The sequence below is a fragment of the Rhizobium sp. GR12 genome (genome assembly GCF_036596185.1).
Lineage (GTDB): Bacteria > Pseudomonadota > Alphaproteobacteria > Rhizobiales > Rhizobiaceae > Agrobacterium > Agrobacterium nepotum.
In genome coordinates this window covers 288,081-312,728 of record NZ_JASXTH010000002.1, presented here as the reverse complement: position 1 = coordinate 312,728, position 24,648 = coordinate 288,081, and the positions used below count along the sequence as shown (strand labels likewise).

Below are 24,648 nucleotides of genomic sequence, written 5' to 3'. Positions count from 1 at the left end.
CTCGACAAGATGTTTTTCGTACGCTCTTACGCCGGGCGGATCAGAACGTGTTTCTTCTTGCCGACCGACAGCTTGATGACGCCGTCGCCGGTGATTTCGGTGGAACCGATCATCTGGCGGTCGTCGGATACGCTCTTGTCGTTGATCTTCACCGCACCGCCCTGAACGTGGCGGCGGGCCTCGCCGTTCGAACCGGCAAGGCCGGCGCGGACGATGAGCGACAGCACGCCGACGCCGGCGTCAAGCTCGGATGCCGGAACCTCGATGGAGGGCAGGTTTTCAGCCAGCGCGCCTTCCTCGAAGGTCTTGCGTGCTGTTTCGGCAGCTTCTTCGGCGGCGGCGCGGCCATGCAGGATAGCCGTCACTTCCGTTGCGAGGATTTTCTTCGCCTCGTTGATCTCCGATCCGCCAAGGGCGGCGATACGGGCGATCTCATCCATCGGCAGCGTGGTGAAGAGCTTCGCGAAGCGAACCACGTCCGCATCTTCCGTGTTGCGCCAGTATTGCCAGAAATCATAGACCGGCAGCAGATCCTTGTTCAGCCAGACTGCGCCCGATGCGGACTTGCCCATCTTTGCACCCGAGGAGGTGGTGAGGAGCGGCGATGTCAACGCGTAAAGCTGCGGCGTCCCCATGCGGTGACCCAGATCGATGCCGTTGATGATGTTGCCCCACTGGTCGGAGCCGCCCATCTGCAGGCGGCAGCCGGTGCGCTGGTTCAGCTCCACGAAATCGTAGGCCTGCAGGATCATGTAGTTGAATTCGAGGAAAGACAGCGACTGCTCGCGGTCGAGGCGCGTCTTCACGCTGTCGAAGGACAGCATGCGGTTGACCGAGAAGTGGCGGCCGACATCGCGCAGGAATTCGAGGTAGTTCAACCCGCGCAGCCAGTCGGCATTGTTGATCATCAAGGCCGGGTTCTCGGCGCGATCATAATCAAGGTAGTTGGCGAAGACGTGCTTGAGCGAGGTGATGTTGTCCTCGATCATGTCGACCGTCATCAGCTTGCGGGCCTCTTCCTTGAAGGAAGGATCGCCGACCATGCCGGTGCCGCCGCCCATCAGTGAAATCGGCTGGTGGCCGGTCTTCTGCATCCAGTGCAGCATCATAATCTGGGTGAGGTGGCCGACATGCAAACTCGAAGCCGTCGGGTCATAGCCGATATAGGCGGTCACGGTTTCCTTGGCGAACAGTTCGTCGAGACCCGACTCGTCGGAGATCTGGTGAATGAAGCCGCGCTCGTCGAGCGTGCGGAGGAAATCGGACTTGAACCTGGACATGACCTTTTTCTTTCTGGTTGGATATTTGCCGTCATTGGCAGCCAATGAACGCCGGGGGCTTTACCATTGTTTTTTGAAAAGTGCACCCGTTTCGGCCATGAATAACGGCGATTCATCTCGACATGATTCGATATTGCAAAGGAGCGGCGCGTGGGCGAGGTCAAAACGGCGATCGGGCTGATGAGCGGAACATCGATGGACGGCATCGATATCGCCCTTTTGCGCACGGATGGCGAAAGCATCGTCCGGCACGGGCCGAGCGGTTATTTTCCCTATGATCCGGGCCTGCGCGCCATCTGGCAGAAGGCGCTCACGACGGCCAAATCCATTCGCGAACGGCGCGAACGTCCTGATGACCTGGGGGAGGCGGAACGCAAGCTGACGCTTGCCCATGCGGCGGCGGTTAAATCCTTCCTCAACCGTCACCGGCTTCAGCCCGGCGATATCGATGTGATCGGTTTTCACGGCCAGACGGTGTTGCACCGGCCGGATGAGGCGTTGACCGTCCAGATCGGCGACGGTGCGCTTCTGGCTGAAGAAACCGCCATCGATGTGGTCTACGACATGCGCGCCAACGACATGGTGCATGGCGGGCAGGGCGCGCCGCTCATTCCCGCCTATCACATGGCGCTCTCCGCCAATTTGCCTGATGGGTTCGAAACGCCCGCCGTCTTCGTCAATATCGGCGGCATCTCCAATCTGACCTTTATCGGCGAGGGCGGGCGGCTTGCGGCTTTCGACAGCGGCCCCGGCAATATGCTGATCGACCAGTGGATCGAGGCGCATACGGGCAAAGCCTTCGACAAAGGCGGCAGGACGGCGGCGGGCGGCAGCGTCGTTGCCTCGCTGGTGACGCGCTACATGGAAAGCCCGTTCTTCTCGGCCAATATCCGCCGCTCGCTTGACCGCAGCGATTTCGTGCCGCCGCAAAAGGGTGAGGTCTCGCTTGCCGACGGCGCGCGCACGCTGTCGCATCTGACGGGGACCGCGATCCTCAAATCGGCCAGCTACCTGCCGGAAGAAGCAAAAACCTATGTGGTCTGCGGTGGCGGGCGGCTCAATCCGGTGATCATGGAAGAGTTTGCGAGCCTTGCCGCAAAGTCTGGTGCAAGGGTGATTGCGGCGGAAGAGGCTGGGTTCGATGGCGGGGCGATGGAGGCGGAGGCCTGGGCCTATCTCGCCGTGCGTTCGCTGAAGGGCTTGCCGCTGACCTATCCCGGCACGACGGGTGTGAATGAGCCGGTGACGGGTGGGGTTTTGGTGAGGGCGTAATAACGATCATAATATACGACGGCGGGCGTGGCTTACCCCCCTCTGCCCTGCCGGGCATCTCCCCCACAAGGAGGGAGATCAGCCAGAGGCCTGCTCTTTACCTGAGCTGCTAAGTTCAAGGTGGCCGGAAGGTCGCCACGATTCGATCTCCCCACCTGTGGGGGAGATGCCCGGCAGGGCAGAGGGGGGTGAACCAAGCCCGCCGTCGATCATTATAGGTAGATCAGACCTGCCTTGAAAAACGGCGGCCTATCACCGAATGCGCTTGGCCGTCGGTTCCGGCACCAGTTCGCCGTTCAGGCGGCGGTCGAGGTAGTCCTCGCATTCGCCCATCAGCTCATCCACCTTGCCGTTGAAGAAGTGGTTGGCGCCGGGAAGGATGCGGTGGGTGATGAGGATGCCCTTCTGGGTCTTCAACTTTTCGACCAGACCGTTGACGTCCTTCTCAGGCGCGACCTTGTCGGCATCGCCATTGATGATGAGGCCGGAAGACGGGCAGGGCGCGAGGAAGGAGAAGTCGTAGGTATTGGGCTGCGGCGCAATCGACATGAAGCCTTCGATTTCCGGGCGGCGCATCAGAAGCTGCATGCCGATCCAGGCGCCGAAGGAATAACCGGCGACCCAACAGCTTTTCGAATCGGGATGCAGGCTCTGCACCCAGTCGAGGGCGGAGGCAGCGTCGGAAAGCTCGCCGGCGCCGTGGTCGAACTCGCCCTGGCTGCGGCCGATGGAGCGGAAATTGAACCGGAGCGTCGTGAAACCGCGCTTCTGGAAAAGATAGAAGAGCTGATAGACGATCTGGTTGTTCATCGTGCCGCCGAACTGCGGGTGCGGATGAAGGATGATCGCTATCGGTGCGCTCTTTTCCTTGGAGGGTTGATAACGGCCTTCGAGGCGACCCGCAGGGCCGTTAAAAATGACTTCGGGCATTGGTACTCCGGTCGTGTTTTTTCATTCTCCAACCGCATTCTTCCGATGAGAAGACTTGACGAACTGTGTCATCTTTTCTAGAACGCAGTTTAGAATAATTCGAAACTTTGCGTGTGCTTAAGCACTCGGTCGTGTCATAAGGCAAGCGCAACTGTAATTTCAAGAAAAATGCGTTTTGGCGCATATAAGATTGAGCGAAGCTTTTCCGCGATGACGGGTTTGATGCGCACATATATGGACTGGAACGCCACGGCGCCGCTTTTGCCCGCCGTGCGGGACGTTCTTGTCTCCGCGCTGGAGATTGCCGGCAATCCGTCCTCCGTCCACCGGGAAGGGCGCGCGGCCCGCGCTGCCGTCGAGGCTGCCCGCCGTGAGGTTGCGGGACTTGCCGGGGCACAGGCATCCCACGTCACCTTCACCAGCGGTGCGACGGAAGCGGCCAATCTGGTGCTTTCGCCTGAATTCAAGATGGGGCGCGCTCCCGTGCGCTATGGCCGTCTTTATGTCTCTGCTATCGAGCACCCTGCTTTTCGCGAAGGCGGGCGGTTCGCCAAGACTGACGTTACGGAAATTCCCGTTACGTCAGCGGGTGTCATCGATCTTGCCGCGCTTGAGTTGCTGTTGTCTTCGCACGACAAATCCACCGGCTTGCCGATGGTTGCCTGCATGCTGGTCAATAACGAGACGGGCATCCTCCAGCCGGTGGCGGAGGCAGCGCGGCTTGCGCATGCTGCGGGTGGACTGATGGTGGTCGACGCCGTACAGGCCGCTGGCCGCGTTCCGCTCGATATCAATGCACTGGATGCGGATTTTCTTGTCCTCTCGTCCCACAAGCTCGGCGGCCCGAAGGGTGCGGGCGCCCTGGTCTCGCGCGGCGAAGTGATGATGCCGAAGCCGCTGATCCATGGCGGCGGGCAGGAAAAGGGACATCGTTCCGGCACGGAAAATACCCTGTCGATTATCGGTTTCGGTGCGGCTGCCGCAGTCGCTGCGCAAATGCTCGAAGTGGAAACGGTGCGTCTTTCGGCGTTGCGCGCAAAGCTGGAAGACGGCATGCGGGCAGTTGCGCCTGACGTGATCATTCACGGCGAGGATGTCGGACGTGTCGGCAATACCACGTTTTTCACTTTGCCCGGTTTGAAGGCGGAGACCGGCCAGATCGCCTTCGATATCGAGGGCATCGCGCTCTCGGCCGGTTCGGCCTGCTCTTCCGGCAAGGTGGGGGAAAGCCATGTGCTGACGGCGATGGGGCACGATCCCAAGCTCGGCGCGCTCAGGATTTCTCTTGGCCACGCGACAAATGAGGCGGATATCGAGCATACGCTCGCTGCCTTTGCAAAAATTGCCGGGCGGCGCAGGCTGACCGGTCAGGCCGCTTAAAATGCGGCAAAGAATTGCGGAATAGCAATTTTCCGCTTGCCGGGATGTGTGAAAAGCGCCATCCCGCACTTACATGGGTATAAGATCCACCCCGTTTATGCGGGCTCGGATAATTTGCCCGAAGATGGATAAGGCGGCTTTCCGCCTGACACGTTGACAAGCCACCGGACCTTGGCTCCGGCGAGATTGGAGAACGACATGGCAGCGGTTCAGGAAACGATCGATCAGGTTCGCCAGATCGATGTGGACCAGTATAAATACGGCTTCGAAACCGAAATCGAAGTCGACAAGGCCCCGAAGGGCCTTTCGGAAGAGGTGATCCGCTTCATCTCGGCCAAGAAGCAGGAGCCGGAATGGATGCTGGAATGGCGTCTTGAGGCTTACAAGCGCTGGCTGACGATGGAAGAGCCGACATGGGCGCGCGTCAGCTATCCCAAGATCGACTTCAACGATCTCTATTATTATGCCGCACCGAAAAGCACGCCCGGCCCGAAGTCCCTTGAGGACGTGGATCCCGAGTTGCTGAAGGTCTATGAGAAGCTCGGCATTCCGCTCAAGGAACAGGAAATCCTGGCCGGCGTGGAAAACCGCCGCGTGGCTGTGGATGCCGTCTTCGACAGCGTCTCGGTCGTTACCACCTTCAAGGCGGAACTGGCCAAGGCCGGCGTGATCTTCATGTCGATTTCCGAAGCCGTTCGCGAATATCCTGATCTGGTGAAGAAATATCTCGGCTCGGTCGTTCCGCAGACGGACAATTTCTATGCGACGCTGAACTCGGCTGTCTTCACCGACGGTTCCTTCGTGTTCGTGCCGAAGGGCGTTCGTTGCCCGATGGAGCTTTCCACCTATTTCCGCATCAACGAAAAGAACACCGGCCAATTCGAGCGCACGCTGATCATCGCCGAAGAAGGTGCCTATGTCTCCTATCTGGAAGGCTGCACGGCACCGCAGCGCGACGAGAACCAGCTTCACGCCGCCGTTGTCGAACTGGTGGCGCTCGACGATGCCGAAATCAAATATTCGACTGTCCAGAACTGGTATCCGGGTGACAAGGATGGCAAGGGCGGCATCTACAACTTCGTGACCAAGCGCGGCGATTGCCGTGGCGACCGTTCGAAGATTTCGTGGACGCAGGTGGAAACCGGCTCGGCCATCACCTGGAAATATCCGTCCTGCATCCTGCGCGGCGACGATAGCCGTGGCGAATTCTATTCGATCGCCGTCTCCAACGGCCATCAGCAGATCGATAGCGGCACCAAGATGATCCATCTCGGCAAGAACACGTCGAGCCGCATCATCGCCAAGGGCATCGCCGCCGGTTTCTCGGAAAACGTCTATCGCGGCCAGGTTTCGGCTCACCGCAAGGCGACCAACACACGCAACTTCACGCAGTGTGACTCGCTTCTGATCGGCGACAAATGCGGCGCGCATACCGTGCCCTATATCGAGGCGAAGAACTCGTCCGCTCATTTCGAGCACGAGGCGACGACATCGAAGATTTCCGAAGACCAGCTGTTCTACTGCCTGCAACGCGGCATTCCCGAGGAGTCGGCCATCGCACTGATCGTCAACGGCTTCGTGAAGGACGTCATCCAGCAGCTGCCGATGGAATTTGCGGTTGAAGCGCAGAAGCTGATTGGAATTTCGCTGGAAGGGTCTGTGGGTTAACTCTTGCTCTACGTCATCCTCGGGCTTGTCCTGGGGATACACAGCCTTTGGCTTGAGCAGAGACAACCGCCGACTGGATCCTCGGGTCAAGCCCGAGGATGACGGATGTGTGAATTGAGAGCGACCCGCACAGACGGGTCTACGAGGCGGTCCTTGAAACCGCACCATGAACAGGAACCAAACCATGCTTGAAATCATCGACCTGCACGCAAAGATCGCCGATACCGAAACCGAGATCATCAAGGGCCTCAACCTGAAGGTTGCCGCTGGTGAAGTTGCCGCCATCATGGGGCCGAACGGTTCGGGCAAGTCGACGCTGTCCTACATCCTGTCGGGCCGCGAAGACTATGAAGTCACCGCCGGTGACATTCTCTATAACGGCGAAAGCATTCTGGAACTGGACGCGGCCGAACGCGCTGCCAAGGGTATTTTCCTTGCCTTCCAGTATCCGGTCGAAATTCCCGGCGTCGCCACCATGCAGTTCCTCAAGGTTGCGATGAACGAGCAGCGCAAGGCGCGCGGCGAAGCCGAGCTGACGACACCGGACTTCATCCGCCGCGTCAAGGAAGCCGCTGGCGACCTGAAGATCGACATGGACATGCTGAAGCGTCCGCTCAACGTCGGTTTCTCCGGTGGCGAAAAGAAGCGCGCCGAAATCCTGCAGATGGCGCTTCTGGAGCCGAAGCTCTGCGTTCTCGATGAAACCGATAGCGGCCTCGACATCGATGCGCTGAAGATCGTGGCTGATGGCGTCAACGCGCTGAAGTCGCCGGATCGCGCCACCGTCGTCATCACCCACTATCAGCGCCTGCTCGATTACATCGTGCCGGATAGCGTTCACGTTCTCTACAAGGGCAAGATCATCCGTTCGGGTGACAAGGCTCTCGCGCTGGAACTGGAAAACAATGGTTACGCCGACATCATCGGTGAAGCGGCGTAAGTCGGGCCAGGAGGTGATGTCCATGAACATTCAAACGACCAATCGGCTGACGCCAGCGGAAACCGCGCTGTTCGACGCCTATACCGCAAAGTTCAGCGAATTGCCCGGCGACGGTGCCGTGGTTGCGGCCCGTGACGTGCTGTTCGACGATCTGAAGACCGGCGGTCTTCCGACCCGCCGCATCGAGGCATGGCACTATACCGATCTAAAGAGCCTGCTGCGCGCTGTTCCCGAGGATCAGCCCGCGCCGGTAATCGACAAGGTTGCGCCTGTCGTCGCCGGTTCGCCGGTCGCTTATGTGCTGCACGGTACGGCCAATATCGGCAAGATCGAAGACATCAGCGTCTCCAGCTTCGCCGAGAGCCTTCTGAACGGTTCTGCGGCTGCGGGTCTTGCGGAAGCCAGCAAGGACGACGCGATCGGCCGTATCAACGGCAGCTTCGTGCGGGATGGTCTGACGCTCGACATTCCTGATGATGCCGAGATTGAAAAGCCGATCGAATTGCAGGCGATCCATGGCGCAGGTCAGGTTCACAGCCGCTTTCCGGTACGTTTCGGCAAGGGTTCCAAGGCGACTGTCATCGAACGTCACCTTTCGGTGACTTCCGATGCGGCCCTTGTTTCCTCCGTCACCGACATCGTCGTTGAAGACGGCGCGGAAGTGACCTGGATCATCCTGCAGCAACAGGGTGCGGCCGACATCCATCTTGGCCAGCTGCGCATGAAAATCGGTGCGGACGCCAAGATTCGCCTGTTCGTCATCAACGCCGGCGGCAAGCTGGTGCGGCAGGAACTGCGCATTGACGTGGACGGCGAGGGTACTGACCTCATCGTTCGCGGCGTCAACCTCTTGGGTGGCGAAACCCATACCGATGTGACGATGGTTCTGGGCCATAACGTGCCGAATACGACCTCGACGGAAGTTTTCCGCAACGTGGTGTTCGACCGCGCCAAGGGCATTTTCCAGGGCATGATCCGGGTGGCGCCCGATGCCCAGAAGACCGATGCGAAGATGGCGTGCAATACGCTGCTGATGTCCGACGACGGCGAGTTTTCGGCAAAGCCGGAACTCGAAATCTTCGCTGACGACGTGCAGTGTGGTCACGGTGCGACGGTTGCCGATATCGACGACAACCATCTCTATTACCTGATGGCGCGTGGCGTGCCGCGGGCCAAGGCGCGGGCGATGCTCGTCAACGCCTTCGTCGCTGAGATCGCCGAGGAACTGGAAGAAGAAAATCTGGTAGAGGCGCTGGAGGCCATCATCTCCAGCTGGCTGGAACATCATGCCTGAGAGCGAACGCGCCGCGATTGCGGCCCCTTATGACGTCGAGGCCGTACGGCAGGATTTTCCGATCCTGTCGCGCGAGGTCTATGGTAAGCCGCTGGTCTATCTCGACAACGGCGCGTCCGCTCAAAAACCGCAGGTGGTGATCGACGCCGTTTCGCACGCCTATTCCAACGAATATGCGAATGTGCATCGTGGCCTGCATTTTCTCTCCAATGCCGCAACCGACGCCTATGAGGCGGCGCGCGAAAAGGTGCGTCGTTTCCTGAACGCCGGTTCGGTGGACGAGATCGTCTTCACCAAGTCCTCCACCGAGGCGATCAATACGGTCGCTTACGGTTACGGCATGCCAAAGATCGGCGAGGGCGACGAGATCGTCATCTCGATCATGGAGCACCACTCCAATATCGTGCCATGGCATTTCATTCGCGAGCGGCAGGGCGCCAAGCTGGTCTGGGTGCCTGTCGATGATGACGGCGCATTCCATATCGAGGCTTTCGAAAAGAGCCTGACGGAGCGCACCAAGCTCGTCGCCATCACCCATATGTCGAATGCGCTCGGCACCATCGTTCCGGTCAAGGAAATCTGCCGCATCGCCCATGAGCGCGGCATTCCGGTGCTGGTCGACGGTAGCCAGGGTGCCGTCCACATGCCGGTGGATGTTCGCGATATCGATTGCGACTGGTATGTCATGACCGGTCACAAGCTTTACGGTCCCTCGGGCATCGGCGTGCTGTACGGCAAGGCTGACCGCTTGAGCGAGATGCGGCCGTTCCAGGGCGGCGGGGAGATGATCCTCGACGTTTCCGAAGACAATGTCACCTATAACGAGCCGCCGCATCGTTTCGAAGCGGGCACGCCGCCCATCGTGCAGGCCATCGGGCTTGGTTATGCGCTGGATTATATGGACAATCTCGGCCGTGCCGCGATTGCAGCACACGAGGCCGATCTTGCAGCTTACGCCACCGAGCGGCTGCGCGAGGTCAATTCGCTGCGCATCATCGGCAATGCGCCTGATAAGGGCGGCATCTTCTCCTTCGAACTCGAGGGCATTCATGCCCATGACGTGTCGATGGTGATAGACCGGCGCGGCGTTGCCGTGCGTGCCGGCACCCATTGTGCCATGCCGCTCTTGAAACGGTTCGGCGTCACCTCCACATGCCGGGCATCGTTCGGCCTTTACAATACCCGCGCCGAAGTAGACTCTCTTGTCGAGGCGCTGGATTATGCGCGCAAATTTTTCGCCTGATATCAGGATAAAAGAGATCAGGATTGAGGATAAGACCATGACTGCCGAAGCTACTGCAAAGACAGATGATGCGATCGAAGAAGCGGCAAAGCCGTCTTCCATTGCCCCCGACGAACTGGCGCGCCTCAGCGACGACGTGATCTCGGCGCTGAAGACGGTTTACGACCCGGAAATTCCGGCCGACATTTTCGAACTCGGTCTGATCTACAAGATCGATATCGAAGACGATCGGATGGTCAAGATCGTCATGACGCTGACAGCGCCGGGCTGCCCGGTGGCGGGCGAAATGCCGGGCTGGGTGGAAAATGCAGTCGGCGCGGTCGAGGGTGTTTCCGGCGTTGACGTGTCGATGACCTTCGACCCGCCGTGGACGCCGGACCGCATGTCGGAAGAGGCGCAGGTCGCCGTCGGCTGGTATTGAGATTGATTTGATTTTGACTGGTGTCATCTCTTGATGACACTCTCGAGCGCCATTAAATTGAAATCCATAAACATCGAGCCTTGAACTCGATTGTCGAAGGAGACTAAGCCCATGGGCTTTGCGATCATGACCATAACCGGGGCTGCGGCCTCGCGTGTTAAAGCAATCGTCGAAAATTCCGGACCGGATGCCAAGGGCGTACGCATCGGCATCAAGAAGGGCGGTTGCGCGGGCATGGAATATACCATCGACCTCGTGACCGAAGCGGATGCGAAGGACGACCTGGTCGAATTCGACGGAGCAAGGGTTTGGGTTCAGCCCTCCGCCGTGCTTTATCTGCTCGGCACCCAGATGGATTTCGAAGTGACCAAGATGCGTTCCGGCTTCACCTTCAACAATCCGAACCAGACCTCGGCCTGCGGTTGCGGTGAATCGGTTGAGCTGAAGCCTGCCGATCTGGCAGCGCTTGCGAAGCAGCGCGAGGCTGAGGCGAGCGTTTGATTTGTTGCAACGTCAGGTGATTTGACGCAGCCTCATCACACCCTCGACGTCTTCCTCGGGCTTGACCCGAGGACCCATCCCTCATGAAATTTCGTGAGGCCTGCGTGGATCCTCGGGTCGAGCCCGAGGATGACGGCGGAGAGGTGTTGGTTTCCTCTCGAACGGATTGTCCGCTGCTCTAAATCCCATCCATCACTCGTGCCGCAGCGCCTCTATCGGGCTCAGACTCGCCGCCCGGCGCGCCGGGAAATAACCGAAAATCACCCCGATGGCCGCCGAGAAGGCGAAGGCGAGGAAGATGATCGACGGGCTGGTGACGAACGGCACGTTGAGAAAGCTGACGACGCCATAGGCAAGACCGAGGCCGGTCAGGATGCCGACGGTGCCGCCGAAGGCGGAGAGCATGACCGCTTCCACCAGAAACTGCATCAGCACCTGTTTTTCCAGTGCGCCGATGGCGAGCCGGATGCCGATTTCGCGGGTGCGTTCCGTCACCGAGACCAGCATGATGTTCATGATGCCGATGCCGCCAACCAAAAGGCTGACCGCTGCGACTGCACCCAGAAGCCCGGTCAGCAGCGTCGTCGTGCCGGTCATGGCCGAGGCGATCTGCGTCATGTCGTTGACGGTGAAATCGTCCTCGCGACCGATGCCGATGCGGCGACGCTCGCGCAACAGGTTCTGCAGGTCGCTCTGCACCTTGGCGGTGGAAACGCCGTCCTGCGCCGAGACCATGATCGAGGAAATGGTGGTGGTGCCGCCGATGCGCCGCTGGTGGATTTTGAGCGGCATGATGATGGTGTCGTCCTGATCGTCGCCGAGGCCGGATTGGCCTTTTCTGGCGAGAACCCCGATGACAGGGCAGGAGATGTTGCTGACGCGGATCGTTTGCCCCACCGGGTTTTCCGCACCGAATAATTCCTGCCGCACCGTTTCGCCGATGATGCAGCCGATCTGGCCGCCGCGATCTTCAGCGGGCTGGAACTCGCGTCCGAGTGCGATGGTCCAGTCCTGCGCGATCAGATAGTCGTTGGTGGTGCCGATGACGCTCGTCTGGTGGTTCTTTCCGCCGAAAATGACTGTCGCGGCCGAGCTGCGGTTTTGCGGGGCGACGGCGCGAATGCCGCTGATCTGGTTGCGGATGGCCTCGACATCGCGGTCATCGAAGCGCTTGGCCTCGGTGCTGGCGCGGCCGGGGCCGAACTGGCCGGGACGCACGAACAACATGTTGGTGCCGAGCCGCGATAATTCCGATTTCACCTGTTCCGTCGTGCCATTGCCGATGGTGACCATGGCGATGACGGCTGCGACACCGATAACGACGCCCAGCACCGTGAGGAATGAGCGGAGCAGGTTGCGGCTGATGGCGCGCAGCGCAAGACGCGACGTTTCAAAGAACATCGGAAGTCTCCTTCTTTTCCGCCGCGCTGTCGGAGGCGAGATGCCCGTCGACGAAACGCAGCAGGCGCCCCGCATGGGCCGCGATATCCTCCTCATGCGTGACCATGACGACCGTAATGCCCTTGTCGCGATTAAGCGCGGTGATCAGCTCCATGATCTCGGCACTGGTTTTGGTGTCGAGATTGCCGGTCGGCTCGTCGGCGAGAAGCAAAGCGGGGCGGGTGACGATGGCCCTTGCAATGGCCACACGCTGCTGCTGGCCGCCGGAAAGCTCCTGCGTCGTGTGATCCTCGCGGCCCTTCAATCCCACCTGTGCAAGCGCCTCCATGGCGCGTGCGCGCCGTTCCGACGCCTTCATGCCGCGATAGATCAGCGGCAGCTCGACATTTTCCACCGCCGAGGTGCGCGACAGAAGATTGAAGCCCTGAAACACGAAGCCCAGCATATGGCGGCGCAGCAGCGTCAGATGTTCGTTGTCGAAGCCGCTGGTCGGCACGCCCTGGAACAGATATTCGCCTGTTGTCGGCACATCCAGACAGCCGATGATGTTCATCGAGGTGGATTTGCCCGAACCTGATGGACCCATGATGGCGACGAATTCCTTTTCGCGGATCGACAGGCTGACGCCGTCGAGTGCGCGGATCGTCGCTTCGCCGCGGCCATATTGCTTGACGACATTGCGGAACTCGATGAGCGGCGGCTGTTGCATGCGGTTTTCCTCCGTCAGCCGGCGTTGCGGGCCGTTGCGTCGGTAATCACCAGATCGTCGGCTTTCAACTCGCCCGATTTTACCACGGTATGCTGGCCGTCGGTGGAGCCGGTTTCGATGGAGACCGAGACGGGGTTGTTGTTGCGCAGCACCCAGACCGTTCTTTTGCCCGTAGCGGCCTGTCCGGCGTCGCGGTTCTGCGAGCGGCCCATGCGGGGAGGGCGGAACAGGCTCATCAACCCGCCGCCACGGGAGGCGGATTCGCGCGGCGGCGTATATCGCAGCGCCGAATTCGGCACCAGCAGCGTATCCTTGATCTCCTCGACGACGATATTGGCGGTTGCCGTCATGCCGGGGCGCAGCAGCAACTCCTCATTGTCCACCGTCAATATGCCCTTGTAGGTCACCACGTTGGACACGGTCTCGGACGCGAAACGCACGGTTTCGATTTCCGCCGGGAAGCTGCGGTCGGGATAGGCATCGACGTTGAAAGTGGCTTTCTGCCCGGTTTCGACCTTGCCGACATCGGCCTCATCCACGGACACCTGCAATTCCATCTGGCGCAGATCGCCGGCGATGGTGAACAGCACCGGGGCGTTGAGCGACGAGGCGACGGTGGCGCCGGGATCGACACTGCGGGTGAGGATGACGCCGTCGATGGGCGAGACGATCTTCGCCTTGCCGAGATTGACCTCGGCGAGCCTCAGATCCGCTTCCGCCGAAAGCACGGTCGCCTCGTTGACCTGCAGCGTGGCGCCGGCCGCATCGTGGGTGAACTGTGCGGCGTCCAGATCCTGCTGGCTGGAGACCCGGTTCTGCACGAGGGACCGCAGGCGCTCCATCGACGTTTTTGCCGAGCCGAGATCGGCGCGCGCCTTCAGCACATTGGCCTTGGCGGAGGCGAGCTTGGCGCGGGCGCTCTGCACGTCGGCCTCCAGCTTGTTGGTATCAAGCTCCGCCAGAATATCGCCGGATTTGACCGGGGTGTTGTAGGTGACGTTGACCTTGCGCACGGTGCCGGACAATTCGCTCGATATATCAACCTGATCCGTCGGCTGGACCGAGCCGGTGGAGGTGACGATGACGGAAAGATCGCCCTGTTTCGCCACTTCCGTGACGTAGCTATAGGCGACGCCTGCGGCACGCGACTGGTAATAATAGGCAAGCCCCCCGCCGATCAGCACGATGGCCGCTGCGGCATAGAGATACCGGCGCGACTTCTTCTTTCTGCCGGTTCTGCTTGTACCCAAGATCTCCCGCAGGTCGGGCTGGCTGTTTTCCACGTCGCGGCCATTGGTGTTGGCGTCATTCATTTTCGTCACCCGCAAAATTCAAAATGCCACAGGGGATTGTTTCCACCCTTGTTTTCCGGTCCGTCTGTCGCTGTTTGTATTCCTCTGATTGTGGGAAGTGACATAGCTTGCCCAAAGGGGGAAGTGAAAACTTGGTAATATTTATGATAGCTCTCGTCTGGTAGAGATAAATCCGGAAACGCCGATGCCATTGATGTGGCGCCGGTTTCAGCAGCGATATGCAGGACGATGATAGAATGAACGACAACGTGGTGAAGTTCCGCAAACCGACGCCGCCGAAAAAACCACGCCAGCCGCTCGGGCCGAAAGCGAAAAAAGCCCTGACGATCGCCGCCGTCATCGCATTCTTCGCGGCGGCATGGGGTTATTTCACGCTTTTCGGGCAGGGGTAGGCCGGGGTCTTTTCGAAGGCGCGCACTTGCTGGGGATTGTTGCTGTTCGCTGAAGTCAGCAAAGCTCTATTCCCTCACCTTCGTCATAGTGAGGGTGGCGTTCAGTATTTCACCGAAAAACCAATAATTTAAGAAGAAGTGGCGACCCCTGCAGGATTCGAACCTGCGACATTCGACTTAGAAGGTCGACGCTCTATCCAGCTGAGCTAAGGGGCCGTTGTGCCAGGCGATCATTGCTCCGGCGGAAAGTCTTCAGTGCGTTTCGTTCAATGCGTCCAGGGTTGGGTGCGGCTGAAACGGAAATTGTCCGGATAGGAAACAACCTTGCGGGTCGCGTCCTTCGGCTGAATGACGCGGTATTCGATGCCCTTGCGCTGCGCATAGGCTTCGGCCTGTTCCTGGGTCTCGAATGTCAGCTTGACCTGCTGTTTCATGTCTGAACTGGAGGTATAGCCCATGATCGGATCGATCTTGCGCGGTACCTCGGCGTCGAATTCCAGAACCCAGACATTGGTCTTCGCCGTGCCGGATTGCATGGCGGTTTTTGCAGGGCGGTAAATCTTCGCAGACATGTCGAAACTGCTCCGGTTGGGCGGCGGGGCATACACCCCGGATTACTCTTCACGTACCTGAATAGAATAACCAAATCGTGTCAGGAACGCTGAATTTGAAATGGACCGACTTCATGTCAGAGTCAAGACGATTATCCCTTGCCGCCTGATGGCGCTCTCTTCACATAGGCACCAATTTCCGCCGATCATGGCAACGGTTCAACAAAGATGAATTTCCCTGTTGCGGACTTCGGGTGAACCGTGTATTCCCCAGCCATCGCCTCGGCGGAGTGTAGCGCAGCCTGGTAGCGCATCTGGTTTGGGACCAGAGGGTCGGGAGTTCGAATCTCTCCACTCCGACCATTTAAAGCGAAATATTCGCTTGTCGGTGTAACTTCCTTAAAAGAAAAGCTTTCGTTCAGTCCGCCGATGGGCCGGCCAATGTGCTTTCGGCTGTGCCGATCGTCATGACATTGCCGCGCCACGCGACCGCGCTGCCGATCCAGCTGCGTGCCCAGACGAAGGGCATGATCACATCCCGCGCGATCATGGCTGGCAGCGTATAGATGGATACGGGCCACCGGTTGAGGGCTGTGAGCGCCAGTTCCGGGCCGTACATGGCGGCGAGCACGGCAATAGTGGTGACGGTGAGGTCTGCATCCGCCGTAATGGCGGCTCCGAGCGCGAAGAGAAGCGGGGGAAGCCCGCCTGTCAGGATTTCCGGGGCGAAATATTGCGGGAAAGTCACGCGCCGCAGCCGCGCCCAGCGGGTCTGTCGCGACCAGATCTCGCCGGCATTGCGCTGGCCGAGCGGCTGTTCGAACGGGGCAGAGACCAGATGCACCTTGCGGCCGGCATTTCTGACCAGTTTCGTAGAGGCGGCGTCTTCGGCGATTTCGGCGGCGAGTGCGCGAATGCCGCCACGCTCCTCCAGAAACGGCTTGTTCCACAACATCGATTTGCCCTGCGCGAAACCGATGCCTATGGCTTCCGCCGCATATTGCCAGCGGCCCTGTGAACCGTTGAGGAAGGCGCATTCCACATGGGCCCAGAAGCCTGCCGGCCGAGAGCCGAGCGGCGGCGAGCAGACCAGCCCGCTATCCGGCCGCCAGGCCGACATCATGGTCGCGATGTAGGATTGCGGCATCAGCACATTCGAATCAGCCAGAATGACCCATTCGTGGCGGGCGGCGCGCCAGCCCTTGACGCAATTGTTCAGTTTCGGATTGGCGCTGATGCGGTCGTCGCCAATGAGCAATTGTGCCGAAACCGCCGGGAAGGCGGCGCTTGCCTTGCGCACTTCCTCGATCACCGGATCGGATTCGTCGGCGACGCAAAATAGCAATTCGTAATCCGGCCAATCGAGCTGAAACGCCCGCGACAGCGTCAGCGGCGTGAAGTTTTCCACACCGCGCAACGGCACCACCAGCGAGACCGGCGGTTTTCGCCGCACAAGCTCGCTTTCCGTGTCGCGTCTCGTCAGGCGCCAGCCGGCGAGAACAATGCCGAGAAGATTGAAGGCGAGGAGGAGAATTGCGCAAAGGGCAAAAACAGTTTCCATGCTGGCCAGTTTCACTCCCTAGCTTTCGGCGGTCTGTCCGCCAACCGATTCCATGGAATTCGTCACTGCGGATTATAACGTTTGCGTGACAGTTACATGTCATCATCGACAGGCGGGCAGGGTGCAAGGCACGGGAAACGGTGTCGAAGCGTCTGTCCGGCGGCAAAAGAAAAGCCCTCCATAGAGAAGGGCCCAGTCATCATCACGGCCAATGAACTAGTGGATGTTCAGAATATGCGCGTGACTGCTTGCGGCGAGAAACGATTCCCGCGCCTTTTCGATGTCGCATCGTCCGGCGATCGCATCGAGGCAATTCCTGCGCGCTTCTTCATATTCCGGTCCGTGTTCTTCCGGCCAGCGGTACATCAGCATATCCAGCGCCACCAGCGGGCTGTAGATCTCCACGGCGGCGGACAGCGGCAGGTGGATCGCCACCGGCTTCATCCACGAGGCGTGGTGACACGGCTCCGTTCTGTTGATCAGCATGTCGTCTTCCTCCCTGTTTCACGCGTCTTGACGGCGATTTCCATTCCCATGCGCGAAATGCTCGCCTCACGAAATGGTTCCCGATCACCTAAAAAGTGATCGGTCAGGGGGTTCCAATTTGCCAAGATGAATGGAAGATGAACGAAATGATGAACCGGAGATGAACAAAACCTCTATTCGGGCGTTGTAATGTCCATAGGAAGGAGAACGCACATGTTCAATTTGTCAGGCATCCAGGAGAGCTTTTTCGGAGACCGCATGGCTGGCGTATGTGAGGCAATCACCTCGGCGCTGGCTTTCGAAACAGGGCTTGAGAAGTCGCGGATTTCCGCAACCGTTGAAAATGACATGATCTATCTGGAAGGAACGGCCGATTCGGTGGAGGCGATCGATATCGCCATCAATCTTGCCGCATCTATCTCCAATTGCCGGATTCTGAGCCATATCGAGCCGGTCTATTAAGCATTCCGCAGCCGGGCGACGCATCGTCCGGCTTGTTCAGACGCAATAACGCGGCAATGTCATTTCCGGTTGCCGATTTGCGCACTGCGGGCCATGTCGCCCGGTTTGATGCCGTAGCGTTTTGCAGTGCCGCCATTCAGTTCCAACACGAATTTGACCGCCCCACGGGAGCTTATGATGGCCTCCGAATGGGGCACCGCGTTTTCGTGGATGTGGGTGATTCGCCCGTCACGGGCGATAAACAGCATGTCGAGCGGAATGAGGGTATTTCTCATCCACATGGCCACGTCCCGTGTCTCACCGAAATCGAACAACATGCCGCTTTCAAGCGGCATGGACTTGCGGAACATCAGGCCCTGTTCGCGCTGGGCATTGTCGAGCGCCAGTTCCGCAACAAAGTCATGGTTTTTCCCGGAGGCGGTTTCTATTATCAGCGGCTCGGAGGTGAAGGTCTGCTGCTGAGCCTGTGCAACGCCTGCGAGCGTGAAAAAAAGAAGCGCCAGAACGGCGCTCTTCATCCTATTGCGAAACAGGTCGGTCATTAGTGCGACATCCCGATCGGGGCCGGGTCGTCGGGGTGGATTTCCGCCGCCATCAAACCCTTGTCGCCATCGCCGAAACGCACCAGCACTACCTGGCCGGGGCGCAGTTCCGTCAGACCGTAACGGCGCAGCGTTTCCATATGCACGAAAATATCTTCGGTTCCTTCGCCACGCGTCAAAAAGCCGAAGCCCTTGGTACGGTTGAACCACTTGACGATGGCGCGCTCAAGCCCGCTCGAGGGCGTCACCTGCACATGGGTGCGCACCGGCGGCAGCTGCGAGGGATGAACGGCGGTCGACTGATCCATCGACAGGATGCGGAAAGCCTGAAAGCCGCGATCACGCCGCTGGATGAGGGCGACGATGCGCGTGCCCTCGAGAATGGTCTGATATCCGTCCCTGCGCAGGCAGGAGACGTGCAGCAGTACATCCTGCATGCCATTGTCGGGCACGATAAAGCCGAAACCCTTGGCAACGTCGAACCATTTCACTGCGCCGGTGATTTCGGTCAGGTCCACGGCATCGCCCGAAAGGTCCTCGACATCGACTATTGTTTTCGATGACATCCTATCAGCCATATCCTGCCAACCCCTCGATTACGCGCCATACACCGGTCAACTGATTCCTGTGCGCCAGATTAACATCTTGGTAACGGTTCCACGCAAGCCCTAGTTTTTGATTTGCGTAGCTGCTTTTATGTCGCCGTCCTTGTCCGGGGCTTGCGACCATGCGTTTATTGCCTCCGGGCCTATGTATTTGAGAGGAAGAAAATGCGGTATCTGCACACAATGGTTCGCGTCAAAGATCTTGGCGAATCAATGAAATTTTATTGCGACCTGCTGGGTCTTGAAGAAATACGCCGAACTGAAAACGAAAAAGGCCGCTTCACACTGGTCTTCCTTGCCGCGCGTGACGATATTTCCCCGGCGCGGGAAAAAAAGGCGCCGTGCCTCGAACTCACCCATAATTGGGATACCGAGGACTATACCGGCGGACGCAATTTCGGGCATCTGGCCTATGAGGTCGACAATATTTACGACTTCTGCGCCCGCCTGCAGCAAAACGGTATCGTCATCAACCGGCCGCCGCGTGACGGAAACATGGCCTTTGTCCGCTCCCCGGACGGCATTTCCTTCGAAATTTTGCAGAAGGGCGAAAGCCTCGCGCCAGCTGAACCATGGATATCTATGCCGAATACCGGTTCCTGGTAGGGGATTCCCCGGCCGGCAGCTGCGGTTTCCGGCACTCTTGCCTTGTCCGGACAGGTTGAGGCATAGTCCGCGAATCGAAACGGCATGTCCTGTTTTGGAGAAAGCAGACGATTCCGTTCCCGTGCTGCTGTTGTAAATGCAAGATACGGAGGCCACCCATGAAAACTGTCGATGGCGCGAAAGGACGTGTTGCCTGTCAGCGTCTTGTCGTCGCGGTTTCGCTGCTCGGGCTTTCCGGATGCGTTTCGGCGGTGACCGACGACGACATGGCCGCCAACAGCAAGAAGCCGGCGATTTCCGCCGAGCAGAAGGCGCAGGCGGCATCGGCGGTTAACGGCCCGGCCGGCAAACAGCCGCCGGGGCATTATGTGGACCCCGCCGTCGCCTCGGCAGCGGGTGGGGCCACGCCGGCCCAGCAGCAGGCGTCCGGCGGCCCGGCGCAGGTTTATGGCGCCGCCGCCGATATCGGCGGGCTGACGACGCAACCCACCGCGATTTCCGCCGGGACATCCAGCATCTATTCCACCAGACCTGCCGTGGCGGCAGGTGCTGTCGCCGCAACGGGCGCATTGTCGCAGGGTATAGCCCCCGCCGTCAGCAGCGTTTACTCGGCACCGGCTCAGGCGGCGCAGCCCCAGCCGGTGGCAGCACCGGTTCCGTTGCCTGCGGAACAGCACAGCGAAAACCGTCAGGCGGTTCCCGTGCCTGCGCCACAACAGGCATCGGAACAGCTCGCCGCCGTCGCCACACCGCCTTCCGGGGGTACCAGGCTGACGGGCGAAGGGCAGGAAGGCGAGGGCAAGGGCGTGACGCTTGCGGCCTTCTTCGCCGGCGCGGCCAAGAAACGTCTGCCGAAAATGATCGAAAACGGTGCGGCCGAGAACACGCAGGTTGCGGCACTGTCGGGGACGACAGACAGGACGATGGGCATTGCGCTTTCGGGCCGCTCGGTAATGTCTGACGAATTCGACGACGCACATCTCGAAGACGAGGATGACCAGCCGACCGGCCTGATGAAGCTTGCCTCTCTCTCCGGCCTGACCCGTATTTCCCCGAACGGACTTTTCCTACAGACGGATCATGTCGAAGTCGGTTGTTTCAAGCCGGAACTGGTGCGGATGATCAAGGATGTCGAGCGCCACTATAATAGCCCGGCCATCGTCACCTCGGGTTATCGCCCGCCGAAGGGCATAAGGCAGGGTTCCAAGCACTACACCTGCGATGCCGCCGACATCCAGATCAAGGGCGTCTCCAAATGGGAGCTTGCAACCTATCTGCGATCGATGCCGGAGCGTGGTGGTGTCGGCACCTATTGCCACACCGAATCGGTGCACATGGACACAGGTGAGCCAAGAGACTGGAACTGGCGCTGCCGCCGCACCGCCGCGCGCAAATAATCTCCCGCCGGGGTTTTATAGCAGTCAATTTCGATGCGTTGTGCGCCTGAAATCCGTCCAGTCCGAAATTTCGATAGGCAGATCCGTCAGAGAAGGGGCTCTCTCGTGCGAATGGACGTACGGCACGCCATGCTGTAGGAGACGTTTCCCTGTCTCTATGCGCATGGTGTCTAGCGAATGCTGCCGATCTCCACTTTCCCCGTCTACATCATCTCCATCGCCAGAGCGCACGCACGGCTCGAAAAGATGCTGAACGGCGCCTCCGGCCTCGGGCTGGATCTGCGTCCCGTCAAGGGTGTCGACGGCAAGACCATTCCCCCTGCCGAGTGGACGGACTTTAACAGGCGTGGCTTTGAGCTTCGCAACGGCCGTCATGCCTTGCCCGGAGAATATGGCTGTTACGCCAGCCATATCAAAGCACTGGAGATTTTCCTCGCGACCGATGCGCCGGTGGCGGTGGTCGTTGAGGACGATGTCGCCTTTACGACGGACTTTTCCGACCGGATCAAAGCAATGGTTGCGATCATACCGGAAAATTCGATCGTGAAATTGACCAACCACCGCCGCAGCGGCTTCAAGGGCCGGAAGACCAGCGCTCTCGGAGACACGATCGGGCGCTGCATCTATGGTCCGCAGGGGTCGTCGGCCTGTTATGTCATTTCACGCGGCGGGGCGGAACGGTTCCTGAAAGCGGCGAGGGTGATGACGCTGCCGTTCGACCGGGCGCTGGAATGCGGCTGGGGTTACGGCACGCATGTCTATGTGACCGACAAGGATTTCCTGCCTTTCGGCGATCCGGACACGCTGGTCGGCACCCGCGCCGAATATCGCGGCAGCAAGTTCGCCCGTTTCATGCGGATTCCGGCCTATCTCTCCAGTTTCTACGACAATATTGCGCGCTATGTGTACGCGTATCTCTAGAGCACGTCCTGTTTGAACGGAATCGTTCGACGTGCTCTACCTCTTTGTTTTTACGCATTTTCCGGACGTAAAACCGCTACGCACTTTTACTGGAAATGCTCCAGGATACACGGTCGGCCTATCAGGTCCGCTTAAGCGGCGGTAGCCGCTGCCTTCGACCTTCCCAGGCGTGCTGACGCTGGAGGAGCGGGCAGCTCCACCAGTCTGTTTATTTCCCGATCATGGTTGGAATGGTGTCAGGCTTTTGCCTGTGCACCGTCATGGAAATGGATAGGCGCGTGGTGCAGGTAGTGGGCGACCTTGCGCTTGGCGGCGATGTCGGTCCAGACGAACCGGACGTTGTCTTCCGTCAGCCCCGCTGCCGCCGCGATCTCGGCTGCGGGCACGTTGTTTTCCAGACCGTACAGGCAGATATCCATCTTGTCGTAGGGCAGGGCGAAATAGAACTCCTCCTGCGTCTGCGGCATGGAATAGGTGTCGGTGGTTGGGGGGCGGGCGCGGATTTCTGCGGGAATACCAAGGTGAGCCGCCAGCTGGTAGACCTGTGATTTGTAGAGATGGGCGATCGGCTTGATATCGGCTGCGCCATCGCCGTTCTTGACGAAGAAGCCCTGATCGTATTCCAGCCGGTTGGGAGTGCCAAGGACCGCAAAATTCAGGCGGTCGGCATGGTAATACTCAAATTGCTTGCGGGTGCGCTGCTTCATGTTCGTTGCCGCGACGATGCCGAGGTATGCTTTCGCGGGCAGTCTCACCTTGCGTATTTCGCCTGCCGGAGAACGCACGACCAGCGAGGAAATATTGTAAGCGCCGGTTGTCATGGCATTGTCGAAGACGATTTTGGACGTCCAGCCGCGCCCATATTCAGGAATGACCTCGCGGATGAAGCCGTCTCGTCTTTCATAACATCCCATGGCTGCAAGCGAGGGACCGATATCTTCCAGCACGCAGTCCATGCCCAGCATCGTTGCGACTGCCTGCCCCAGTCGCAGGCTTTCCGGGTCGGAATCGTTTTCCGGCATGAACAGGCCGAAGACATTTTGTGGCCCCAGCGCGTGGACGGCGAGAGCAGCGCAGACGCTGGAGTCAATGCCGCCGGAGATGCCGAGCACCAGTCCGCGCTTGCGCAGGTCGAAACGAAGTGCGCGCCGAATTTTTTCGGCGATGCGCTCGACCTCTGCTGCCGCATCAAGCTCCAGAGGTGCAAAGGACGTGATGTTTGCAGTGCTTTTCGTCATGGATTGTTCTCCGTATCTTGAGCGGCCAGACGACGGCTTACCTTCCCGGTATCCGTCGTCGGCAGGAAATCGCGAAATTCGATAATTGTCGGGACCATGTGTGCTTCAAGATGCTGGGCGCAGTGGCGCATCACATCCTTTTCCGTCATCGCGCCGCCGGGTGCGACGACGATCGCCTTGACCGCCTGGCCGAACACGTCATGCGCGACGCCGAAAACCAGAGCATCCGTCACGCCCGGCATGGCTTGCAGAACGGCTTCGACAGCCTGCGGCGCGACCTTTTCGCCGCGCGATTTGATGATGTCGTCCTTGCGGGCGACGAATGTCAGGTAGCCCTCCGCATCGCAGGTGAAGAGATCGCCGGTGTGCAGGCGCATCCCGCCCGCCGCATCGGCTCGCAACGCGCGGGCGGTGGCTGCGTCATTGTTCCAGTAGCCGCGCATGACATGCGGCCCGGCGACGACGAGTTCGCCGACAACGCCTGGCGGCACGACATTACCGGTCTCGTCCACAACCAGAGCTGTGGTGCCCGGGATAGCGATGCCGACGGTGCCGCGTTTTCTGTCCAGATCTTCAGGCGGCAGGAAACTGATGCGGGTGCATTCGGTCTGGCCGTACATGCAATAGAGCCGAAGGTTGGGCAGAAAGGCGCGAAGCCAATCGCCGTGCGCGACCGGCAGGGCGGCGGCGGCGGTGGTGACATAACGCAGGCTTTCAAAGGTCTGCGGTGAGAGATCCCGTGTCTGCATCATGATGGAGAGCATGGTCGGCACCAGCGCCAGCCCCGTGACCTGTTCATCGCGGATGCGCTCGAAAATCAGATGCGGATAGGCGAACGATTTTTCGATGACCAGCGTGCCGCCAACGTAGATGCTGGAAAGCAGCTGGTTAAGCCCGTATCCGAACGAAAGCGGCAATACGCCGAGCAATATATCGTTCGAGGTGTTGCCGAGGTAGGACGTGATCGATCTCACGGCGGCGTCAAGATTGTCGTGACCCAGCATTGCGCCTTTCGGCTCGCCGGTGGAACCGGATGTGTAGATGATCGCGGCCAGATCGGTGTCCGGCAGGCCCTTCGGCACAGTGCCGGCTGGTTCGCTCAGCAATGCATCGAAATCGAGATCATCGCCGGTGAGGTTCGCAGCGCCTGCGACAATTCTTAGTTTCGGTTGCGGACCGGCTGCATCTGAAACCAGCTTTTGCAGTCGGGTCTCGAGAATGACGGCAAATGGGCGGCAACTGTCCAATATCTGCGAAAACCGGGCGGCTTTGGCGGATGGGTTGACCGGGCAGATGACCACGCCCGCCATCCAGCAGCCGAAGATCGCAACAGCCATGCGCCAGCCATTGTCCATCAAAAGGACGACACGATCCCGCGGTCTTGCACCCCGCACGATGAGGGCGGTGGCGAAAGCTTTGCTCATGCTTTCAAGATCGCCGTAACTCAGGCGCGTCTCTCCCGCCACCAGCGCCGTTTTTGCGGCGTGGCGCTCAGCGCTTGCGTGCAGGTAATTGTCGATACGCACACGCCGTCT

At 59.6% G+C, this 24,648-nt stretch carries 25 protein-coding genes and 2 tRNA genes; 14 read left to right on the top strand and 13 right to left on the bottom strand.

Annotation, left to right across the window (positions count from 1 at the left end):
* Nucleotides 1-26: 26 nt before the first annotated feature.
* The gene (gene tyrS / locus QSK43_RS04455) at nt 27-1,280 is read right to left on the bottom strand and encodes a tyrosine--tRNA ligase (RefSeq protein WP_332302453.1); all 1,254 of its coding nucleotides are present in this window, start codon (nt 1,278-1,280) and stop codon (nt 27-29) included.
* Between the two features lie 150 nt (nt 1,281-1,430).
* Here tyrS and QSK43_RS04450 point away from each other — a divergent pair, with 150 nt between their 5' ends.
* A complete protein-coding gene (locus tag QSK43_RS04450; protein WP_332302452.1) occupies nt 1,431-2,552 on the top strand; it encodes an anhydro-N-acetylmuramic acid kinase in 1,122 nt (373 codons plus the stop codon).
* Nucleotides 2,553-2,804: 252 nt separating this feature from the next.
* Here QSK43_RS04450 and QSK43_RS04445 read toward each other — a convergent pair whose 3' ends face one another.
* Nucleotides 2,805-3,482 (bottom strand): alpha/beta hydrolase, encoded by a 678-nt coding sequence (locus tag QSK43_RS04445; RefSeq protein ID WP_332302451.1) that lies wholly within the window; start codon nt 3,480-3,482, stop codon nt 2,805-2,807.
* 210 nt (nt 3,483-3,692) lie between these two features.
* Between QSK43_RS04445 and QSK43_RS04440 the strand changes: the two genes are divergently transcribed.
* From QSK43_RS04440 to sufA, 7 genes are all read left to right on the top strand, one after another.
* Nucleotides 3,693-4,862, top strand: a complete 1,170-nt coding sequence (locus QSK43_RS04440; RefSeq protein WP_332302450.1) for a cysteine desulfurase family protein — start codon at nt 3,693-3,695, stop codon at nt 4,860-4,862.
* Between the two features lie 198 nt (nt 4,863-5,060).
* Complete coding sequence (sufB, locus tag QSK43_RS04435; RefSeq protein WP_045022747.1) at nt 5,061-6,530, top strand: Fe-S cluster assembly protein SufB; 1,470 nt, start codon at nt 5,061-5,063, stop codon at nt 6,528-6,530.
* Between the two features lie 184 nt (nt 6,531-6,714).
* Nucleotides 6,715-7,470 (top strand): Fe-S cluster assembly ATPase SufC, encoded by a 756-nt coding sequence (gene sufC, locus QSK43_RS04430; RefSeq protein ID WP_332302449.1) that lies wholly within the window; start codon nt 6,715-6,717, stop codon nt 7,468-7,470.
* Nucleotides 7,471-7,492: 22 nt separating this feature from the next.
* Nucleotides 7,493-8,764 carry a Fe-S cluster assembly protein SufD gene (sufD, locus tag QSK43_RS04425; protein WP_332302448.1) on the top strand — a complete coding sequence of 424 codons (1,272 nt, stop codon included), beginning with the start codon at nt 7,493-7,495 and terminating at the stop codon, nt 8,762-8,764.
* Nucleotides 8,757-10,007, top strand: coding sequence for a cysteine desulfurase (locus tag QSK43_RS04420; RefSeq protein WP_332302447.1), 1,251 nt, complete (start codon nt 8,757-8,759; stop codon nt 10,005-10,007). The genes sufD and QSK43_RS04420 overlap by 8 nt, the downstream gene beginning before the upstream one ends.
* A 37-nt stretch (nt 10,008-10,044) precedes the next feature.
* A complete protein-coding gene (locus QSK43_RS04415; RefSeq protein ID WP_045022743.1) occupies nt 10,045-10,428 on the top strand; it encodes an SUF system Fe-S cluster assembly protein in 384 nt (127 codons plus the stop codon).
* Nucleotides 10,429-10,539: 111 nt separating this feature from the next.
* Nucleotides 10,540-10,929 (top strand): Fe-S cluster assembly scaffold SufA, encoded by a 390-nt coding sequence (gene sufA, locus QSK43_RS04410; RefSeq protein ID WP_045022741.1) that lies wholly within the window; start codon nt 10,540-10,542, stop codon nt 10,927-10,929.
* A 192-nt stretch (nt 10,930-11,121) separates the two neighbouring features.
* Here sufA and QSK43_RS04405 read toward each other — a convergent pair whose 3' ends face one another.
* Genes QSK43_RS04405 through QSK43_RS04395 form a run of 3 tightly spaced genes read right to left on the bottom strand, consistent with a single transcriptional unit; the run spans nt 11,122 to nt 14,352 of the window.
* On the bottom strand, nt 11,122-12,330 hold the full coding sequence (locus QSK43_RS04405) for an ABC transporter permease (RefSeq protein WP_332302446.1): 1,209 nt from the start codon (nt 12,328-12,330) through the stop codon (nt 11,122-11,124).
* Nucleotides 12,320-13,039: an ABC transporter ATP-binding protein gene (locus tag QSK43_RS04400; RefSeq protein ID WP_045022738.1), complete on the bottom strand. Its 720-nt coding sequence runs from the start codon at nt 13,037-13,039 to the stop codon at nt 12,320-12,322. Before QSK43_RS04400 ends, QSK43_RS04405 begins: the two co-directional genes overlap by 11 nt.
* Before the next feature lie 14 nt (nt 13,040-13,053).
* The gene (locus QSK43_RS04395) at nt 13,054-14,352 is read right to left on the bottom strand and encodes an efflux RND transporter periplasmic adaptor subunit (protein WP_332302445.1); all 1,299 of its coding nucleotides are present in this window, start codon (nt 14,350-14,352) and stop codon (nt 13,054-13,056) included.
* A gap of 236 nt (nt 14,353-14,588) precedes the next feature.
* Between QSK43_RS04395 and QSK43_RS04390 the strand changes: the two genes are divergently transcribed.
* Complete coding sequence (locus QSK43_RS04390; protein WP_332302444.1) at nt 14,589-14,744, top strand: hypothetical protein; 156 nt, start codon at nt 14,589-14,591, stop codon at nt 14,742-14,744.
* A 139-nt stretch (nt 14,745-14,883) separates the two neighbouring features.
* Here QSK43_RS04390 and QSK43_RS04385 read toward each other — a convergent pair.
* Nucleotides 14,884-14,960: transfer RNA gene (locus QSK43_RS04385), tRNA-Arg, on the bottom strand.
* Between the two features lie 50 nt (nt 14,961-15,010).
* The gene (locus tag QSK43_RS04380; RefSeq protein ID WP_045023184.1) at nt 15,011-15,316 is read right to left on the bottom strand and encodes an ETC complex I subunit; all 306 of its coding nucleotides are present in this window, start codon (nt 15,314-15,316) and stop codon (nt 15,011-15,013) included.
* Nucleotides 15,317-15,581: 265 nt separating this feature from the next.
* Between QSK43_RS04380 and QSK43_RS04375 the strand changes: the two genes are divergently transcribed.
* Nucleotides 15,582-15,658 (top strand) — tRNA-Pro (locus QSK43_RS04375).
* 55 nt (nt 15,659-15,713) lie between these two features.
* Here the strand turns inward: QSK43_RS04375 and QSK43_RS04370 are convergent.
* A complete protein-coding gene (locus tag QSK43_RS04370) occupies nt 15,714-16,856 on the bottom strand; it encodes a ceramide glucosyltransferase (RefSeq protein WP_332302443.1) in 1,143 nt (380 codons plus the stop codon).
* A 216-nt stretch (nt 16,857-17,072) separates the two neighbouring features.
* Entirely contained in the window at nt 17,073-17,342 is a 270-nt protein-coding gene (locus QSK43_RS04365; RefSeq protein ID WP_045022734.1) for a DUF982 domain-containing protein, read from the bottom strand.
* A gap of 213 nt (nt 17,343-17,555) precedes the next feature.
* On the opposite strand from QSK43_RS04365, the gene QSK43_RS04360 reads away from it, so the two are divergent.
* The gene (locus QSK43_RS04360; protein WP_045022732.1) at nt 17,556-17,804 is read left to right on the top strand and encodes a BON domain-containing protein; all 249 of its coding nucleotides are present in this window, start codon (nt 17,556-17,558) and stop codon (nt 17,802-17,804) included.
* A gap of 59 nt (nt 17,805-17,863) precedes the next feature.
* Here the strand turns inward: QSK43_RS04360 and QSK43_RS04355 are convergent, their stop codons facing one another.
* Both QSK43_RS04355 and QSK43_RS04350 read right to left on the bottom strand, forming a co-directional pair.
* Complete coding sequence (locus tag QSK43_RS04355) at nt 17,864-18,346, bottom strand: DUF192 domain-containing protein (RefSeq protein ID WP_332302442.1); 483 nt, start codon at nt 18,344-18,346, stop codon at nt 17,864-17,866.
* Nucleotides 18,346-18,924 carry a cold-shock protein gene (locus QSK43_RS04350; protein WP_045022724.1) on the bottom strand — a complete coding sequence of 193 codons (579 nt, stop codon included), beginning with the start codon at nt 18,922-18,924 and terminating at the stop codon, nt 18,346-18,348. Before QSK43_RS04350 ends, QSK43_RS04355 begins: the two co-directional genes overlap by 1 nt.
* A 192-nt stretch (nt 18,925-19,116) precedes the next feature.
* On the opposite strand from QSK43_RS04350, the gene QSK43_RS04345 reads away from it, so the two are divergent.
* The 3 genes from QSK43_RS04345 (at nt 19,117) to QSK43_RS04335 (ending at nt 21,875) form a co-directional block, all read left to right on the top strand.
* Entirely contained in the window at nt 19,117-19,557 is a 441-nt protein-coding gene (locus QSK43_RS04345) for a VOC family protein (protein ID WP_332302441.1), read from the top strand.
* Between the two features lie 158 nt (nt 19,558-19,715).
* The gene (locus QSK43_RS04340; protein ID WP_332302440.1) at nt 19,716-20,954 is read left to right on the top strand and encodes a YcbK family protein; all 1,239 of its coding nucleotides are present in this window, start codon (nt 19,716-19,718) and stop codon (nt 20,952-20,954) included.
* 177 nt (nt 20,955-21,131) lie between these two features.
* Nucleotides 21,132-21,875: a glycosyltransferase family 25 protein gene (locus tag QSK43_RS04335; protein ID WP_332302439.1), complete on the top strand. Its 744-nt coding sequence runs from the start codon at nt 21,132-21,134 to the stop codon at nt 21,873-21,875.
* 236 nt (nt 21,876-22,111) lie between these two features.
* Here QSK43_RS04335 and nadE read toward each other — a convergent pair whose 3' ends face one another.
* Together nadE and QSK43_RS04325 are read right to left on the bottom strand one after the other, a co-directional pair.
* Nucleotides 22,112-23,113 (bottom strand): NAD(+) synthase, encoded by a 1,002-nt coding sequence (nadE, locus tag QSK43_RS04330; protein WP_332302438.1) that lies wholly within the window; start codon nt 23,111-23,113, stop codon nt 22,112-22,114.
* Nucleotides 23,110-24,639: a class I adenylate-forming enzyme family protein gene (locus tag QSK43_RS04325; protein WP_332302437.1), complete on the bottom strand. Its 1,530-nt coding sequence runs from the start codon at nt 24,637-24,639 to the stop codon at nt 23,110-23,112. Before QSK43_RS04325 ends, nadE begins: the two co-directional genes overlap by 4 nt.
* Nucleotides 24,640-24,648 lie beyond the last annotated feature (9 nt).